The following is a 16,065-nucleotide window of genomic DNA, read 5'->3' as shown; positions in this document are numbered from 1 at the left end:
AGCTTAGGACTAGCTCAAGGTCATGGTTTCCCATCGCATCATCGAGTGTGTAGTAGTTGGTATGGGTTGGTGCAAAGCAATTAACTGGGCTAGGGTGTTCTTTAATTGCGTACGGGGTACGATATCATCAACAAAACCATGCTTTAACAAATCTTCTGCGGTTTGAAAATCTTCTGGTAGTTTTTCCCGCAGGGTTTGCTCAATCACTCGCCGACCTGCAAAACCAATGGTTGCTTTCGGTTCTGCAATAATAATATCTCCCAACATGGCAAAACTAGCAGTAACCCCTCCCGTGGTAGGATTCGCCAAGACGGGAATATACAGTAATTTACATTGACGGTGACGTTCCAAAGCGCCGGAGATTTTAGCCATTTGCATTAAGGAAAGCATTCCTTCTTGCATTCTGGCTCAGCCGGAGGTACAGACAATGACTACAGGGTAACGTCGCTGGGTGGCTTGCTCAATCAAGCGGGTCAGTTTTTCTCCCACTACTGAACCCATACTACCGCCCATAAAGCGGAAGTCCATAACGCCCAGGGCTATGGGTAAACCGTTGATTTGACCTAAACCGGTTTTAACTGCGTCTACTAAACCTAGTTTATCTTCCATTTCCCGCAGGCGATCGCTATAGGGTTTGCGATCGCGAAATTGCAGGGGGTCTGTGGGGCGCAGATGCTCATTAATTGCTTCCCAGGTGTTGTTATCTATCAACTGGCGGATACGCTCATCGCTATCCACCCGATTATGATGTCCACATTCAACGCAGACCATCTGGTTAGCCTTCAGGTCTTTTGTATAGGTCAATACGCCACATTTGGGACACTTGTGCCACAGCCCATCAGCAATTTCCCGTTCTTGGGGTTCTAAATGGGTAGATCCTGATTTCCGTCGATTTGCAAACCAATCTAACAGAGACTTTAAACCACGTGATTCTTCGTTGTTTGCCATTTTTATCTTTTTTTTAAGTGGGTATGAGGTTGAAAACATATCAAGCCACTATGGGATATCTAGATCAAGAAGTTTCAAGTCTAGAGCGACACAATGGTGGCTCTTGTGACCTACGCTTTCAAAGTCTCCAGATTTGCTCTTGTACAAACGCAAATAACACCCCATTTTAGCTTTTGACTTTTGACTACATCTCAAATTACGCTTATAAGCAGTTCAGGCCTGATCAAAACATCTTTGGTTGTCAGCTTAACGAAAATGCTGATGCTAACACAAGCCTTATGCTCACGGGAATTTTGTAAATTGATTGCCGTAGTCACAGTCATATAAAAATCAACCCCTCAATTAGATGCCGTTTCCTCAACCCAATACTGAACCACTCGCCTTAAATAAATCATTTCCATTGCTAAGTTAACGGTGAGCATCCATAGGGTCTGGTCATCTGCTCAGTACTGAGTCTTCTCCGCAGGGGAGAGACTATGGCCTAACTACTTAGACTAGAAATGCTATATAGACAAACTTATCCTAGCTAATGGTTCTGCTTGATCATAGAGAGTGATACAATTCACAATCTGATCTTAACAAAAGGTAAAAGCTGCATGGGGTAATCACCGTTACAAACAGGAGACAGAAGGGGACTGTTGACAATCCCCCTTTAGTGAAGCGGATTCGGGGGATTCTTGGTTCATACAGCCACCCCTGTCTAAACTTGGAAACAAGTTTAGACAAGTCGGCTTTGCGCAGCTTCAGACGCACCCAGCGCCGAGACAATGATACTGGTGGCGAAGAGCATCAAAACGTCTATATATTCCTTGTCACTTTGTACACAGTACAGAAATGTTAAGACATTTTGATCGGTTATATTGGCGGGTAAAGAGTTAATCAATGAGCAATGACTAATACATATGTGATTCAATTTGACTTAATGGGACAAAACATTCTTGCGGTAAAAGTACTGGCTGCTGAGTAAAAATTACTTTACCCCGATGAGTAACGTAATTAATTGCTACTCCTGAAGGTTGTCCAGCTATTTCAGGATGTACCTCACAGTGGGTGTAGTAAATCTGCCCTGCTGCTCTGATTAAGGCTGGATCAATCAAAGGAGACTTGTTTTTGGGGGCAGTATATTTTTCTTTTTCTTGTCGTAATGCGTGCACTATCGACTATTTTATATTTACTAAATTTGTCTTTAGTCTATCTAATGGCTTGGGCAAAGGTTGCCAAAATGCCAAACTTCAACAGAAAATTATGATTTTTCCATGGCTCTCATTAATGATTCTCCCATAGCGCGGCAACCTAAAAGATTCATATTAGGAGACATAATATCACCTGTGCGATCGCCTTGGGCTAAAACTTGCAATACGGTTGCTTCTATTTTGTCTGCGGCTTGGGGCTGGTTTAAACCGTAGCGTAACATCATGGCCGCACTCAAAACCTGAGCCAGAGGGTTGGCTTTATCCTCCCCGGCGATATCGGGAGCCGAACCGTGGACTGGTTCAAATACACCAGGGCCAGAAGCACCTAAACTCGCAGATGGTAACATCCCAATACTACCGGTAAGCATGGCAGCAGCATCCGAGAGGATATCGCCAAATAAATTCCCGGTCACAATAGTATCGAACTGCTTAGGAGCGCGTACCAGTTGCATGGCGGCGTTATCGACATAGAGGTGAGACAATTCCACATCAGGATATTCTGTAGCCAATTTAGTCATGCGATCGCGCCACAACTGTGATACTTCTAATACATTGGCTTTATCTACCGAACAGAGTTTCCCCCCTCGTTTTCGCGCTGTTTCAAAGGCTACTCGCCCAATGCGGTCAATTTCCGACTCAGTGTAGACCATGGTATTCACACCGCGTTTCTCACCGCTATCAGTAGTAAAAATCCCCTTGGGTTTACCAAAGTAAATACCACCGGTGAGCTCTCGCACCACCATAATATCTACACCTTCCACAACTTCCCGTTTTAAAGTAGAAGCGTCAACTAACTGGGGTAAAATTTGGGCTGGGCGGAGATTGGCAAATAATCCTAGTCCGGCACGCAACCCTAACAAACCTGCTTCTGGGCGTAAATTGGATGGTAGGGAATCCCACTTGTAACCACCAATCGCCGCCAGTAATACCGCATCACTGTTACGGCAAATATCTAGGGTAGCAGATGGCAGGGGTTCACCGGTAGCATCAATTGCCGCACCACCGATGAGGGCTTCGCAGAATTCAAATTGCAGATCAAACTGCTTACCGACGACTTTCAGCACGTCTACCGCTACGGCCATAATTTCGGGCCAATGCCATCGCCGGGGAGTAGAGTAATGCGGTAGTTCTGGGACATAGTTATTTTTTCAAAGGGTAAATGCTTGCCGATTCCATATCATACTAAATTAGGTTCTCGATGGGAACTCAAAACACACCAACATCACCCATATCCCACAAAACAGCAGTTTTTGATTACCACTTCCACATCACGGGATTTTCATCGAGATGGTCAGTAACAATACGCCCGATGACATCGATTTGTGCTAGTTCTTCCCCAGAAAGTTGAATCTGTGCCGCCCTGGCGTTGTCTTGTGCTTGTTCAGGATAACGCGCCCCGGCGATCGCACTGGTTTGAGGTTGGGCAATTAGCCAAGCTAATGCTAACTGCGCCAGGGTACAATCATGACGCGCCGCTATGGGGCGCAGTTTTTCTAAAGCTTGTTGGGCGCGTTGAAAGTTTTCACCTTGAAATAGGCGATTTTTAGCACGGTTATCTGCTGGGTCAAACTGATGACCAGGGGCAAATTTTCCCGTTAACAGTCCTTGGGCTAAGGGTGAATAAGCCAAGATAGAAATATTATTTTCTAGACAATAAGCCATGGCATCCTTTTCTACCTGCCGCCAAAATAAAGAATAAGGCGGTTGTAAACTGTCAATCCGTCCATACTGTGAAGCTGCTGCTAATTGGTCGCGGTTAAAATTAGACACACCTATTGACCGGATTTTACCCTGTTGTTTGAGTTGGTTGAGAGCCAGCATGGTCTCCTCAATGGGGACTATCTCACTATTGAAAGAACCGGAAGGCCAGTGTATTTGATACAGGTCAATGTAATCAGTCTGGAGATTTTTTAATGAGCGATCGCAAGCTTCAATCACTAAATCATACTTGAGATGGTTGGCGAAAACTTTCGAGGCATACTCAACCCTGTGGCGGACATCAGATAAAGCCGCAGCTACAATTTGCTCAGAATGTCCTTGTCCATAGATCTCAGCAGTATCAACTGTAGTGATACCAGCTTCAAAGGCGGCTCGGATGGTTTTAATGGAATCAGCATCCTCAATTCCTGTCCACATGGCTTTACCAGCTTGCCAAGCCCCCATGAGGATGGGTGTAATGTAGATGTCGGATGTTCCTAGTCTGCGCTTTTCCATAATGCTTAATTGATCAATATATCCGAATAGTTGATACTCTAAAGGGTTTTGGGGTCAATTGAATCAGAATAACGGTAGATTAATTAATTGACAGTGACCAGAAAATTTTGCATCTGTGGAAATCCTGCAAATGCAGGTAATGTCAGCAATTTGCGCCGGTGTAGCTATGAAAACAACTGGAATATCTGCCTAAATCGTAGTTATTGCTACATACATTTACAAAAACCGTAGATAACATAGGAAAAATCTCAACCTCATAATCAGGTAAAAAAAATATTGGTTTTTCCTTACCTCCTACAGGAAGCCATTGATGACAACCCATTAGTAATAGTAGTTAAACAAGTTTACTCTTCTAAGTAAATAAAATCGCGAATACTACCGGGATAAGTAATTATCCCACAAGACTGAGGCAGGTATTGACAAAATCCTGCCAATATGCAAACAAGCAAAACTTAAAGGAGTTTGCCATGCAAGGTAAAATGTGCTGGTTATCTAAGTCTGGCAGCGATGGAGATAAAATATTACATCTGCAAGCCTCACCCAATCAACCTTGGCGACCCTACACAGCTTTTCCCCAAGCAGTCCCAGATTATCAGATTCCTGGTGGTTCTAAAGGTTGGGCAACTTATCAAAAACTTCTCAAAGCCGGCTGGACTTTAGTACATAGCGCCAGAGCTAATGAGTTTGTCAGTCGGGATCTAGAATTAATATCCCCAGGACAAGGAAATTAGAAAGCACTAGGAAAGCCTTGACCACGAGGTCCGCCGCTGCTTCTAAAACTCCCTCTGGGGTGATAGTAATTGCATTAGCATTACCCCAGGAGTTACTTTCCCTAATCTTATGTCCGCGCCGGCGTAATTCTTGCAGGGTGAGAGCACCCAAACCCCAACGTTCCACACGTAGCTCATCGGGTAACCACTGGTGATGTATGCGTGGAACGGAAACAGCAGCACCTACATCCATCTGGTATTCTAACACATTGAGGATAATTTGCAGTACCTGAGTAATGATGGTGCTACCACCCGGAGTACCTACGGCCATCCTCAGACGGCCATTCTCAGTGACTATGGTGGGGGTCATGCTGGATAAGGGGGTTTTGCGTGGTGCGATCGCATTAGCTCGGTTACCCACCAAACCAAAAGCATTAGGTATTCCCGGTGCGGAAGCAAAATCATCCATTTCGTTGTTGAGTACGATCCCTGTTCCCGGTGTCACCACACCAGCACCAAAACCTAGATTAATAGTGAAGGTGAGACTAACAGCGTTATGTTGCTGATCCACAACTGTTAGATGGCTGGTTTCGATCCATTCATTTCTAGCTAACAGGGGGGGAGGAACAAGACCTAAATTAACTGGTTTCACCTCACTTGCAGGTTTTGCCCATTCCAGATCAATTTCTTGACGGCGTTTGCGGGCGTACTCTGGGCTAATCAGTTGTTCTACAGGGACTTTGATAAAATCTGGATCGCCTAAATGTTGCGACCGGTCAGCATAAGCGATTTTCATGGCTTCAACCATCAAATGCAATGCATCCGGGTGATGCCATCCTAAAGATTGTAAATCAGTCTCACCAATAATATTTAACATCTGTAATAAATGTACACCTCCTGATGAAGGTGGTGGCATGGAACAGATTTGAGCTTGACGGAAATTCCCACAAACGGGAGTCCGCCAAATTGGTTTGTAGGCTTTCAGGTCTTCTAGAGTAATTAAACCGCCATTTTCTGCCATGTCAGAGGCGATCGCCCGGGCAATATTTCCGGTGTAAAAACTGTGGGGATTACGGGCAATCTCTGTTAAAGTTTTTGCCAAATCTCGCTGTACTAGCCTTTCCCCCGGTTGATAGAAATCACCATCACGAGTGAAAATTGCCCGCGCTGCTGGATGATCAAAAATCCGGTGTCTGGGTCTGTCATTAACTAGGAGATAACCAGGGGATAGGCTACGTCTGATGATAAAGCCATATCGGGCTAGGGCGATGGCGGGTTTGACTACCTGCGCCCACGGTAATTTACCATAACGACTATGCACCTCATACATCCCGGCCACAGTTCCAGGTGTGGCTACGGCTAAGTACCCAGCTACACTTGCAGAGGGACGTACTTTACCTTCTGCATCTAAGTACATATCTTGTGTGGCTTTCAGGGGGGCGCGTTCCCGAAAATCTAAGGCTTTGATTTGGCGAGTTTCTCCGGAGTGCATTAATAAAAATCCGCCGCCACCAATTCCTGCTGAATAAGGTTCAACTACAGAAATTGCCAAGGTTGTGGCTACCGCTGCATCAATGGCGTTACCACCTTGGCGTAACATGGTAATTCCCGCGTCACTGGCTAAGGGATGGCTAGAAACTACCATTCCTTGTTTACTCCGTAGGGTTGATGCAATGGTGGCGATCGCAGCTTGGCTGTGGATGATGAGGGTACAGGAGAACAGGGCGATCGCGAAGCGCTGCTGCAAGCAGATAGCAATAGGTTTGTATGCAGTAAAAATACCCATGGGATGAATTATTAATCAGTTATATCTAGAGTTGTTTTGATTTGCGAAAACGGGATTCCTTGCCAAAATCTCAGCCTAGCCTTTCTAGTTCAGTGCGTTTATTAATTTTGTTCCCAGCGAAGGATCTGCTTAATCGTCAAGATAATCAAATACATGATCTTTGGTGTCACACAGATCCCCGACTTCTAGCTAAATTATCCTAGATTATCTCTGATTATGTAAGAAGTCGGGGATCTTACTCATGCAGGTGCGATCTGCTTGCAGCAGCGCTTCGCTATCGCCTCAGTGTAGCAGCGTTTCCCTATCGCATCCGGTTAAGATCATCAAATACATGATCTTCGGTGTCACACAGATCCCCGACTTCTAGCTAAATTATCCTAGATTATCTCTGATGATGTGAGAAGTCGGGTATCTTACTCATGCAGGTGCGATCTGGTTGCAGCAGCGCTTCGCGATCGCCATAGGTTTGTATGCAGTAAAAATACCCATGGGATGAGTTATTAATCAGTTATATAGCAATTCTAAATGATTCATGAACAATTTCTGTTCCCTGTTCCCTGTTCCCTGTTCCCTTTCCTCACTGGTAATTTCTCGACTCAAATAGGATGACTATATCTAGAGTTGTTTTGATTTGCGAAACTCGCTCACGACTGTTTTAATATCTTGTAATTCCCCTTCCACGAGGTTATTTAATTGTCGTATTTCTTGCTCCGTAATTTTCCCGGTCAGTTGATTGATAGCTGCTCTTAATTGTGGATATTTCTGTAAGGTTTCTTTACGGACAATGGGCACTGCTTCATAATGTGGAAAATACTGTTTATCATCTTTAAGGACTACTAAACCTAGTCGGGATATTTGCCCATCTGTAGAATTACCCGCCACCATATCCACTTGTTTTTGAGTCAAGGCTCGATAGATTAAACCTAAGTCCATAATTTGGGGAGGTCTAGCAAACTCCATACCATAGGTTTTAGCGAATCCGGGGAAACCATCTTCCCGTTCTAAAAATTCGTAACCGAACCCACCGCGCCATTTAGGTGTATATTTAACTGCATCTGAGATGGTTTGAAGATTGTACCGTTGAGCATCTTCACCACGCACAATTATGGCATAATTATTTTCAAAACCTAAACTGGGCATTACTTCTAAGTTAAACTTTTCTGCATAGGCCCGTGTTAACTTTTCGCTAACTAGCTTGGGGTCATGTACTACTTTCTCTTTTAAAATGGCATTAAACGCTGTACCTGTATACTCAATATAAGCATCAATTTGTCCAGCCAGAAGCGCATTATGACAGACAAAGGTCCCACCTAAACGAGGTCGGCGAGTAACTGTTAAATCAGTGTGATCCTCAATTTGCTGGGCTAAAAGTTCCCCCAAAATATCTTGTTCAGTAAAATTCTTAGAAGCAACAACAATATCACCAGTATCGCTAGAAGTAGAATTGAAATTACAACCAGCGATCGCTACCAACATCAAACAAGTTAAAACAGACAACAACAACAATCTTTTCATTTGTTCCCAAAGCCATAACCACCATAAACCATCAAAAATTTAAGTTTTAACTGTTAATTTTCTTTCTAACCAACCAATACCCCCATGAGCCAGCAGAGCAAGAATTGCCGCCGGGACAGCCCCAGCTAAAATTAATTGATTATTTACCACGGCAATTCCGCGAAAAATAAACACCCCCAAACCACCAGCACCAATAGCGGCGGCGATCGTCGCAATACCGATAGAAATTACTGTTGCTACCCGCACACCTGCCAAAATCACCCCCATAGCCAAAGGAATTTCTACCTGTGACAATAATTGTCTATCTGTCATTCCCATACCTCTACCAGCTTCCCGAATTGCGGGATCTACCCCTGTGATACCAGTGTAAGTATTACGGATAATGGGCAAAAAGGAGTATAAAGTTAGGGCAACTATGGCGGGAATCATACCAATACCCCCAATAATCGGCACTGGAATCAGTAAACCAAATAATGCTAGGCTGGGGACGGTTTGCAAAATATTGGCAATACCGAGAACCCCCTGGCGCAGGTGAGTTTTCCGGGTGATGACAATACCTAAGGGGATACCAATGACTGTCGCCGTGGCCATGGCAATGCTGACCATAAATAAGTGTTCTAGGGTATGTTGGAGGATTTCCGGAGCATACTTAAACAAGAAAAAGTCATTCATAAATTTTCCAGAGATTGCAGACATTTGAGAAAAGCTAGACTTTCAGGATGTACAGATCCCTTAAATTCATCCTTTGTCCCTAATAGTACTAGTTCTCCCTGAGACATTAACCCAACTCGGGAAGCCAAAACAAAGGCTTCTTGAATATCATGGGTAATAAACACCACAGTCTTATTTAATTCTTGTTGTAACCGGTGAAATTCTTGTTGTAGTTCTAAGCGCGTCATGGGATCAAGGGCGGCAAAGGGTTCATCCATCAATAATACTGGCGGGTCGGCAGCTAATGCCCTAGCTACACCTACCCGTTGCTTTTGTCCCCCCGAAAGTTCATGAGGATAACGCCCAGCAAATTGTTGAGGCTCTAACCCTACCATTTGCAACAATTCATACACCCTGATTTTAATTTGTTTAGATTGCCAACCCAGTAAAGTCGGCACTAAAGCTACATTACGTTCTACGGTAAAATGGGGAAATAACCCAGTTTCTTGAATGACATAACCAATATTGCGCCGTAATTTAATTTCATCCCATTCAGTGGTGGGAATGCCATTAAATAATACTTCACCTTGTGTAGGCATCAAGAGGCCATTGATTAACTTCATAGTAGTGGTTTTGCCGCTCCCACTACGTCCGAGTAATACTAGGGCTTCTCCCTGAATAATAGAAAAATTGAGATGAGATACCAAAAAGCGATGGTTGCGTCTAAGGGTAACATCGCGGAATTCCACTACAGTAGGTTGATTGGGTTGCATTATCAAGTTGATTTTTGCTATGATTATTTTATACTAAAAATTACAGTTAACGATATTCGGTTTTTTCCAGGAATTGGATGATATTTAATTGGGTAGCATAGTGCTAGTAGCTCAATAGTGGCATATGATAATGAGTCAGTCCTAAGTTGACAAGTTTATAGACAAAACTATACTTATAGTGACAAAACTCCATATATTTTTAGGAAAAAATCAACTACTTGATATATAATACGGTGATATCAAGTATTGAATTGAGACTATTGCCGACGCGAAAACCAAGCAATGATGGTGGTAGTCTTTTTCAGAAACTTAATTGGAACACAATCGCGTCTGGCTAAGGCGTGTTCGCGCAGCGAACGCTGTGCGAATAAGTCTACTGAGGGATAACTGCTCCCATGCTCCCGTTGAAGTAGAAAGTAAAGTCTAGTTTTGTCTAGGTTTTATATAGCAGGTAGGCATTGGTCACCCCATAAATCCTCAAGGATACCAATACAATGACAGACTTTAGAGAACTGCAAGAATGGGAAAAAGCGCATGAACTGACAGTTGCAGTTTATGAAATTACTAAAACTTTTCCAGAGGAGGAATTGTTGGGTATAACACAACAAATCCGTTTAGCTTGTGCTTCCATTGCCATTAAGATCGCTCAGGGATGCGATCGCGATGACTATGAAATCCAACTGGATTGTCTGGAAATGGCCAGGGATGGAGTAATTGAAGTGGAATATTACCTGCTGCTTTGCCATGACTTGCATATACTGAAAACTTATGATTATGATCGCCTCATCAGTAGTGTAGTGGAAGTTAAGGAACTGCTAGCATCTTACATTGATCAGCAAAGCCACAATTTTTGATGAATAGTCGGGTGCTCAAACTCCTTCCTCACCACCAGCAAATGATTTGTAACCATGGTGAAAGCACCTACCCAGAAGAATGCTGTGGGCTAATTCTTGGTCGTCTGGGTAGGGAGGGTAAAACTGTGATAGAGATCATACCCACAGAAAACGCCTGGAATAGCCAAGGCCATGATTTTACTGGTGAACAGATAGTAGAGAGTACCCGCAGACGATATGCGATCGCCCCCCAAGTGATGTTACAAGCACAAAAAACAGCACGCGATCGCGGTCTGAATATTATCGGTATTTACCACTCACACCCTGATCATTCTGCTATACCTTCAGAATGCGATCGCCTATATGCTTGGGCGGAATACTCGTATATAATAGTTTCCGTTAACAATGGCAAAGCTGGTACAGTGAAAAGTTGGAGTCTGGATGAACATGATCAGTTTCAACCAGAGTTCATTAACAGGATAATTTAAACATACCGTTTTTTCGATAGCATAAGTATTCCTCGCTGATCTACTTAATTTCTATGCTCAATCCCAATCTGGATGAAATCCAGTTGACCAAAGACGATTATGAACGCTATTCCCGCCATCTGATTTTGCCAGAAATTGGGCTGGAAGGGCAGAAGCGTTTAAAAGTGGCTAGTGTGTTGTGTATTGGTACTGGTGGACTAGGTTCGCCATTACTGTTATATCTTGCTGCAGCAGGTATTGGCCGCATTGGTATTGTTGATTTCGATGTCGTCGATACTTCCAATCTGCAACGCCAAGTTATTCACGGTACATCCTGGGTAGGTAAACCCAAAATTGAATCGGCAAAAAATCGCATTCACGAAATTAACCCCTATTGTCACGTTGACTTGTACGAAACTCGTCTGAGTTCCGAAAACGCCCTAGATATCATGCAGCCCTATGATATTGTGGTTGATGGTACTGACAATTTCCCCACCAGATACCTGGTTAATGACGCTTGCGTGTTATTAAACAAGCCCAACGTCTACGGTTCTATTTTCCGCTTTGAAGGACAAGCTACAGTATTTAACTACGAAGGTGGCCCTAACTATCGTGACTTATACCCAGAACCACCACCGCCAGGAATGGTTCCCTCTTGTGCGGAAGGTGGCGTACTGGGTATTTTGCCGGGAATGATTGGGATTATTCAAGCCACAGAGACGGTAAAAATCATCACAGGACAAGGTAACACCCTCAGTGGAAGATTACTCTTGTACAACGCCTTAGATATGAAATTCCGGGAGTTGAAACTGCGTCCTAATCCCATTCGCCCCGTAATTGAAAAGCTGATAGACTATGAACAGTTCTGCGGAATTCCCCAAGCTAAGGCAGAGGAGGCTAAACAGCAGATGGAAATGTCAGAAATGACTGTCAAAGAATTGCAGGAATTAATAGATAGCGGTGCAAAGGATTTTGTCCTCTTAGATGTCCGTAACCCCCATGAGTACGAAATTGCTAAAATTCCCGGTTCTGTATTGATCCCCTTACCAGATATTGAAAATGGCGACGGTGTAACCAAGGTGAAGGAAATACTGAATGGTCACCGCTTAATTGCTCATTGTAAACTGGGGGGACGTTCTGCCAAAGCTTTGGCTATCCTCAAGGAAGCCGGAATTGAGGGGACTAATGTTAAAGGTGGAATTAATGCTTGGAGTAAGGAAATCGATCCTTCGGTTCCAGAGTATTAAAATGTTTTAGGCAAAATAACGCAGAGATTTCAAGATTCTCTGCGTCTGCTGCGCCCTAGTGTTAATTAGGTAGTGGGTTGAGATTGATTGTCATCATTAGATCGGGTTGATTCTTGCTTTTCTGACTGAGGCGCACTATTTTGCTGCACTTGTTCGAAATGAATGTTATTCACCTGTTGAATAAAGTATTCTAATGCTTGGCTGACATTTTTTTGCTGTTGCACTTCGTCAGAAATATCACACAGGCGATAAGGTTGTGTCACACCCAACACAAATTTTTCTTCTTCAGCTTCTAACCTTTCAACTACTGTGTTAGCCGCTACCCAATTCTTTTGAAAAGGAAACGATGTAACTATACTGGCCAGTATAGACGCAATAGCAGGACAAATAACTGGTAACCATTTTAACCAAGTTTGGCCTGCTTCTATTTTATCTACTAGGACTAAAATAGGTGTAATACCTGAAAAAACCACAGTCGTAATTTGCAGAATATAGTAAATCGTTCTCGATAAATCCCGAACCCGTTTATAGTCGTTGATCAAATTTTGGCAATATTCTAGGGCTTTAGCTTTCACGGGAGTGAAATTTTTCAGCTGCCAAGAGCTATCATTCAATAAGTAGGTATATATTTCTGCTTTTTTCTTGGCTTCATACTGACTAACTGCTTGTTGCGATTCCTGAAAAAGTTGTCTATTGATTATGAATAGTATAAGGACAAAACAGAGTGATATGACACCATAGAGAACCAACTTTTGATTGTCGGAAAAACTAATAGCAAGAATACTAATCAATAGTAAGACTGCTATCAATAATTTATCAATGATCTTCAGGGTTAAAAATTTTTTCTCTTCAGGCGAACTAGATAAAATAGGTAGAGTTTCAGCCTGACTATTTGGTGTGAAACTATTGATCATTAAGTCTGGTGTAGTCATTAATTGGTGTCTCCAGTAATTTTTGATTCAGAAATTATATTATGCCCAGTTAATCGAAGCTAAACAGAAAATGCCCTAGTTCAGTCATGAATTCAGGCATTAAAATACACTAGATTGTAATGAAGCAATAAAGCTGATGCAATGGGGAATGAAGATAATTAAGCTTTTTTTAAGCAATTATAAAAAAATATAGCCAGATATTTCTACTGACTATAGTATTAGTATCATATTTACTTCCCACTCAGAGACTCCAATCCGCAATGAAAATTAATGGGCTTTACCAGCACCCAAATATAATTCAGCTACTTTAGGATCATGTAGTAATTCGTGACCAGAACCACAAATAGCATCACGTCCCGACTCTAGGACATAGCCACGGTCAGACATTTCTAAGGCTTTACGGGCGTTTTGTTCCACTAAGACAATTGCTGTACCTGTGTGATTAATTTGTTTAATCTGCTCAAATACTTGGGTAACGAGAATGGGGGATAAAGCCGCAGAAGGTTCATCTAATAACAATAAACTCGGTTCCAACATTAATGCTTTCCCCATGGCCAGCATTTGGCGTTCTCCTCCTGAGAGTGTACCAGCACGTTGGCGACGGCGATCGCCGAGTCTAGGAAACATAGTAAAAATTTTGTCTTTTAAGGGTTTGAGGGGGACATCCCGCACAAAAGCCCCCATTTCTAAGTTCTCTTCTACACTCAGGGAAGGAAAAACATTAGAGATTTGTGGTACATAACACATTCCCCTAGTGACAATTTGATTGGACTTTAGTCCAGCAATATTTTCACCTTTAAAGGTAATAGTACCCGTGTGAGGAGTTAACAGCCCAAAGATGGTTTTGGCTAAAGTGGATTTACCCGCACCGTTGGGGCCAATCACTGCGACCAGTTCACCGGGTTTGAGACAAAAATTTACGCCATGGAGGATATCTATATCTTTAATGTATCCAGCGTGGACATTTTTAACTTCTAATAAATAGTCATTACTCATTGGTCATTAGTCATTGGTCAACGGTGTTATAAATATAAAACGTTGACCGAAAAATTTTAAGGTGTTTTTTGTAAATCAGGTCTTTCTTCGGGAAGGATCGCATCTTCTACTGGGCAAACTTGGATACATATACCACAATCGATACAGGTGGCAAAATCAATCCAATACCAATCGGTTCCCTTGACATTTTTACCTGGGCCTTCATGAATACAAGCTACTGGACAAGCACCTACGCAGTCAGCAACACCTTCACAAACATCAGTAACAATGGTGTGCGGCATTTTTTCAATTCCCTTTCTTTCGGATCAGCTATATCTAGCCTAGCAGGATTATTTACCAACCTCCACCTCACCCCCAACCCATCTTCTGACCAAGCAGAGGTGAGTTAAAGATGGGGCGAGGTTTTGTGCTAGAATGAACTACACCAATGGTTCATTGATAATGGAACCATCAGATTTAACCCAAGCAATTTGGGCAATACCGCGATCGCTGGCGTATTGTCTAATAGCTGCTTCATCTGTGCCGCCTAAATCCATTTCTACTCTCAGCAAATCAGGACAATCACGCAGTTTTTGGGCGTGGGCAAAGGCTGCAGCTGTAGAATTTGGTGTTTGGGCTACTACTAACCAGTGACTGACTGGGGTTGATTGTGGTAATTGCTGAGTAGATAAAATAACTTGGTATAAATCTTCGATGTTTAAGACAAAACCAATCCCAGGAATATCTTCACCTTGGGGATGATATAAACCTAAAAGCTTGTCGTAGCGACCACCCCGCCCTAAAACTCGGGCTTGTGAACCAGTATCGCTAACAATTTCAAAGACTATGCCAGTATAGTAGTCTATAGTTTGGATTAAGCTGAGGTCAAGAATTAAAGGAAAATTCCCTTCTGATTGTAATAACTCTACCACAGATTTGAGATGATTAACCATCTCTTGCTGCTCTGGAGCTAAACCAAGAGCACTAACTTTTTGTAAGACATCCCCACTATCACCGCGCAGATCCATCATAATTCTGGCGCGATCGCGTAATTCATCGCTCAGGGGCAAAGTATCTATGGCGATGCGGTCAAGATGGGCGATCGCACTGCGAACTTGAGCTTGGAGATTTCGGGGAAAAGCATCCAGGAGCGATCGAGTAATTCCCGCTTCCCCCAAAATTAAATGCCAATTCGGCAAACCCAGTACCGCCAGACAATTGCTTGCCAACAGCAGCACTTCTGCATTAGCTAACAATCCCCCCACACCTAACAACTCCACCCCAGCTTGATAAAACTCTTGCTGGCGATTGTGCCTGTTTTCCCAGGTACGGCGAAAGACATTGGCATTGTAGTAGAGGCGTTGGGGATAGGTAACATCCGCCATCCGCGTAGCCACTGCACGAGCAATAGAAGCGGTCAATTCTGGACGCAGACCTAATTCTTCATCTTCACCATTTTGTAGTTGAATCACCATCTGGCGCTGAATTGCTTCTCCCGCCATCAGAGTATCCATGCGTTCCAAAGTTGAAGTAATAATCCTGTGATATCCCCAACGATGAAACACCTGCTGTAATCTATCTTCAATCCAGCGTTTTTGTGCCACATCTAAAGGTAATAAATCCCTGGCTCCCGCTGCTGGTTGATACACCATTATTTTTTCTTCCCACCAAACAAACCACCAAACAAACTCCCACCTCCAGATTTATCTGCTTGCTTAGAGCCATGATCAGGAGGTGAAGTTGCTGTCGGGCGACTAACTAGTTAATTGCCTTCAAGCCTTTTCTATTTTAGGTTTGGTTGTCAACCCTATTTCGTCAGTG

The 16,065-nt window shown here is 43.1% G+C and carries 13 protein-coding genes and 3 pseudogenes; 4 read left to right on the top strand and 12 right to left on the bottom strand.

Annotated elements, in window-relative coordinates:
• Positions 1-9 precede the first annotated feature (9 nt).
• The 4 genes and pseudogenes from accD to AC6IZ0_RS19265 form a co-directional block, all read right to left on the bottom strand.
• Positions 10-948 (bottom strand): annotated as a pseudogene (gene accD, locus AC6IZ0_RS19280) (acetyl-CoA carboxylase, carboxyltransferase subunit beta).
• A gap of 893 nt (positions 949-1,841) precedes the next feature.
• Positions 1,842-2,102 carry a hypothetical protein gene (locus tag AC6IZ0_RS19275; RefSeq protein WP_271734269.1) on the bottom strand — a complete coding sequence of 87 codons (261 nt, stop codon included), beginning with the start codon at positions 2,100-2,102 and terminating at the stop codon, positions 1,842-1,844.
• An 89-nt stretch (positions 2,103-2,191) separates the two neighbouring features.
• Positions 2,192-3,279 (bottom strand): annotated as a pseudogene (gene leuB / locus AC6IZ0_RS19270) (3-isopropylmalate dehydrogenase).
• Between the two features lie 116 nt (positions 3,280-3,395).
• Complete coding sequence (locus AC6IZ0_RS19265) at positions 3,396-4,355, bottom strand: aldo/keto reductase (RefSeq protein ID WP_497724432.1); 960 nt, start codon at positions 4,353-4,355, stop codon at positions 3,396-3,398.
• A gap of 467 nt (positions 4,356-4,822) precedes the next feature.
• On the opposite strand from AC6IZ0_RS19265, the gene AC6IZ0_RS19260 reads away from it, so the two are divergent.
• Complete coding sequence (locus tag AC6IZ0_RS19260; RefSeq protein WP_497724430.1) at positions 4,823-5,086, top strand: hypothetical protein; 264 nt, start codon at positions 4,823-4,825, stop codon at positions 5,084-5,086.
• Here AC6IZ0_RS19260 and ggt read toward each other — a convergent pair.
• The 4 genes and pseudogenes from ggt to AC6IZ0_RS19240 form a co-directional block, all read right to left on the bottom strand.
• Positions 5,083-6,851: pseudogene (gene ggt / locus AC6IZ0_RS19255) on the bottom strand (gamma-glutamyltransferase). The gene AC6IZ0_RS19260 and the pseudogene ggt sit on opposite strands and share 4 nt — an antisense overlap.
• A gap of 615 nt (positions 6,852-7,466) precedes the next feature.
• Complete coding sequence (locus tag AC6IZ0_RS19250; protein WP_497724429.1) at positions 7,467-8,366, bottom strand: glycine betaine ABC transporter substrate-binding protein; 900 nt, start codon at positions 8,364-8,366, stop codon at positions 7,467-7,469.
• A gap of 39 nt (positions 8,367-8,405) precedes the next feature.
• Positions 8,406-9,038: an ABC transporter permease gene (locus AC6IZ0_RS19245; protein ID WP_497724428.1), complete on the bottom strand. Its 633-nt coding sequence runs from the start codon at positions 9,036-9,038 to the stop codon at positions 8,406-8,408.
• Entirely contained in the window at positions 9,035-9,790 is a 756-nt protein-coding gene (locus tag AC6IZ0_RS19240) for an ATP-binding cassette domain-containing protein (RefSeq protein WP_497724426.1), read from the bottom strand. The genes AC6IZ0_RS19245 and AC6IZ0_RS19240 overlap by 4 nt, the downstream gene beginning before the upstream one ends.
• 494 nt (positions 9,791-10,284) lie before the next feature.
• Between AC6IZ0_RS19240 and AC6IZ0_RS19235 the strand changes: the two genes are divergently transcribed.
• From AC6IZ0_RS19235 to moeB, 3 genes are read left to right on the top strand one after another with little or no spacing between them, the layout of a single operon-like run.
• The gene (locus tag AC6IZ0_RS19235; protein ID WP_497724425.1) at positions 10,285-10,644 is read left to right on the top strand and encodes a four helix bundle protein; all 360 of its coding nucleotides are present in this window, start codon (positions 10,285-10,287) and stop codon (positions 10,642-10,644) included.
• Complete coding sequence (locus AC6IZ0_RS19230; protein ID WP_271764389.1) at positions 10,644-11,111, top strand: M67 family metallopeptidase; 468 nt, start codon at positions 10,644-10,646, stop codon at positions 11,109-11,111. Before AC6IZ0_RS19235 ends, AC6IZ0_RS19230 begins: the two co-directional genes overlap by 1 nt.
• A 53-nt stretch (positions 11,112-11,164) precedes the next feature.
• Positions 11,165-12,337: a molybdopterin-synthase adenylyltransferase MoeB gene (gene moeB / locus AC6IZ0_RS19225; RefSeq protein ID WP_497724424.1), complete on the top strand. Its 1,173-nt coding sequence runs from the start codon at positions 11,165-11,167 to the stop codon at positions 12,335-12,337.
• Positions 12,338-12,402: 65 nt separating this feature from the next.
• On the opposite strand, the gene AC6IZ0_RS19220 is transcribed toward moeB, so the two are convergent.
• The 4 genes from AC6IZ0_RS19220 to AC6IZ0_RS19205 all read right to left on the bottom strand — a co-directional run bounded on the left by AC6IZ0_RS19220 (position 12,403) and on the right by AC6IZ0_RS19205 (position 15,896).
• A complete protein-coding gene (locus AC6IZ0_RS19220) occupies positions 12,403-13,269 on the bottom strand; it encodes a DUF4231 domain-containing protein (RefSeq protein ID WP_497724422.1) in 867 nt (288 codons plus the stop codon).
• 267 nt (positions 13,270-13,536) lie between these two features.
• Complete coding sequence (locus AC6IZ0_RS19215) at positions 13,537-14,265, bottom strand: ABC transporter ATP-binding protein (RefSeq protein WP_497724421.1); 729 nt, start codon at positions 14,263-14,265, stop codon at positions 13,537-13,539.
• Between the two features lie 56 nt (positions 14,266-14,321).
• Positions 14,322-14,546, bottom strand: a complete 225-nt coding sequence (locus AC6IZ0_RS19210; protein WP_497724420.1) for a ferredoxin family protein — start codon at positions 14,544-14,546, stop codon at positions 14,322-14,324.
• Between the two features lie 138 nt (positions 14,547-14,684).
• A complete protein-coding gene (locus AC6IZ0_RS19205) occupies positions 14,685-15,896 on the bottom strand; it encodes an ATP phosphoribosyltransferase regulatory subunit (protein WP_497724419.1) in 1,212 nt (403 codons plus the stop codon).
• Positions 15,897-16,065 lie beyond the last annotated feature (169 nt).

The sequence above is a fragment of the Anabaenopsis sp. NIES-4685 genome (assembly GCF_059725405.1).
Note: the sequence above shows the minus strand (reverse complement) of the source record. Positions and strands in the feature narration are given on the sequence as shown.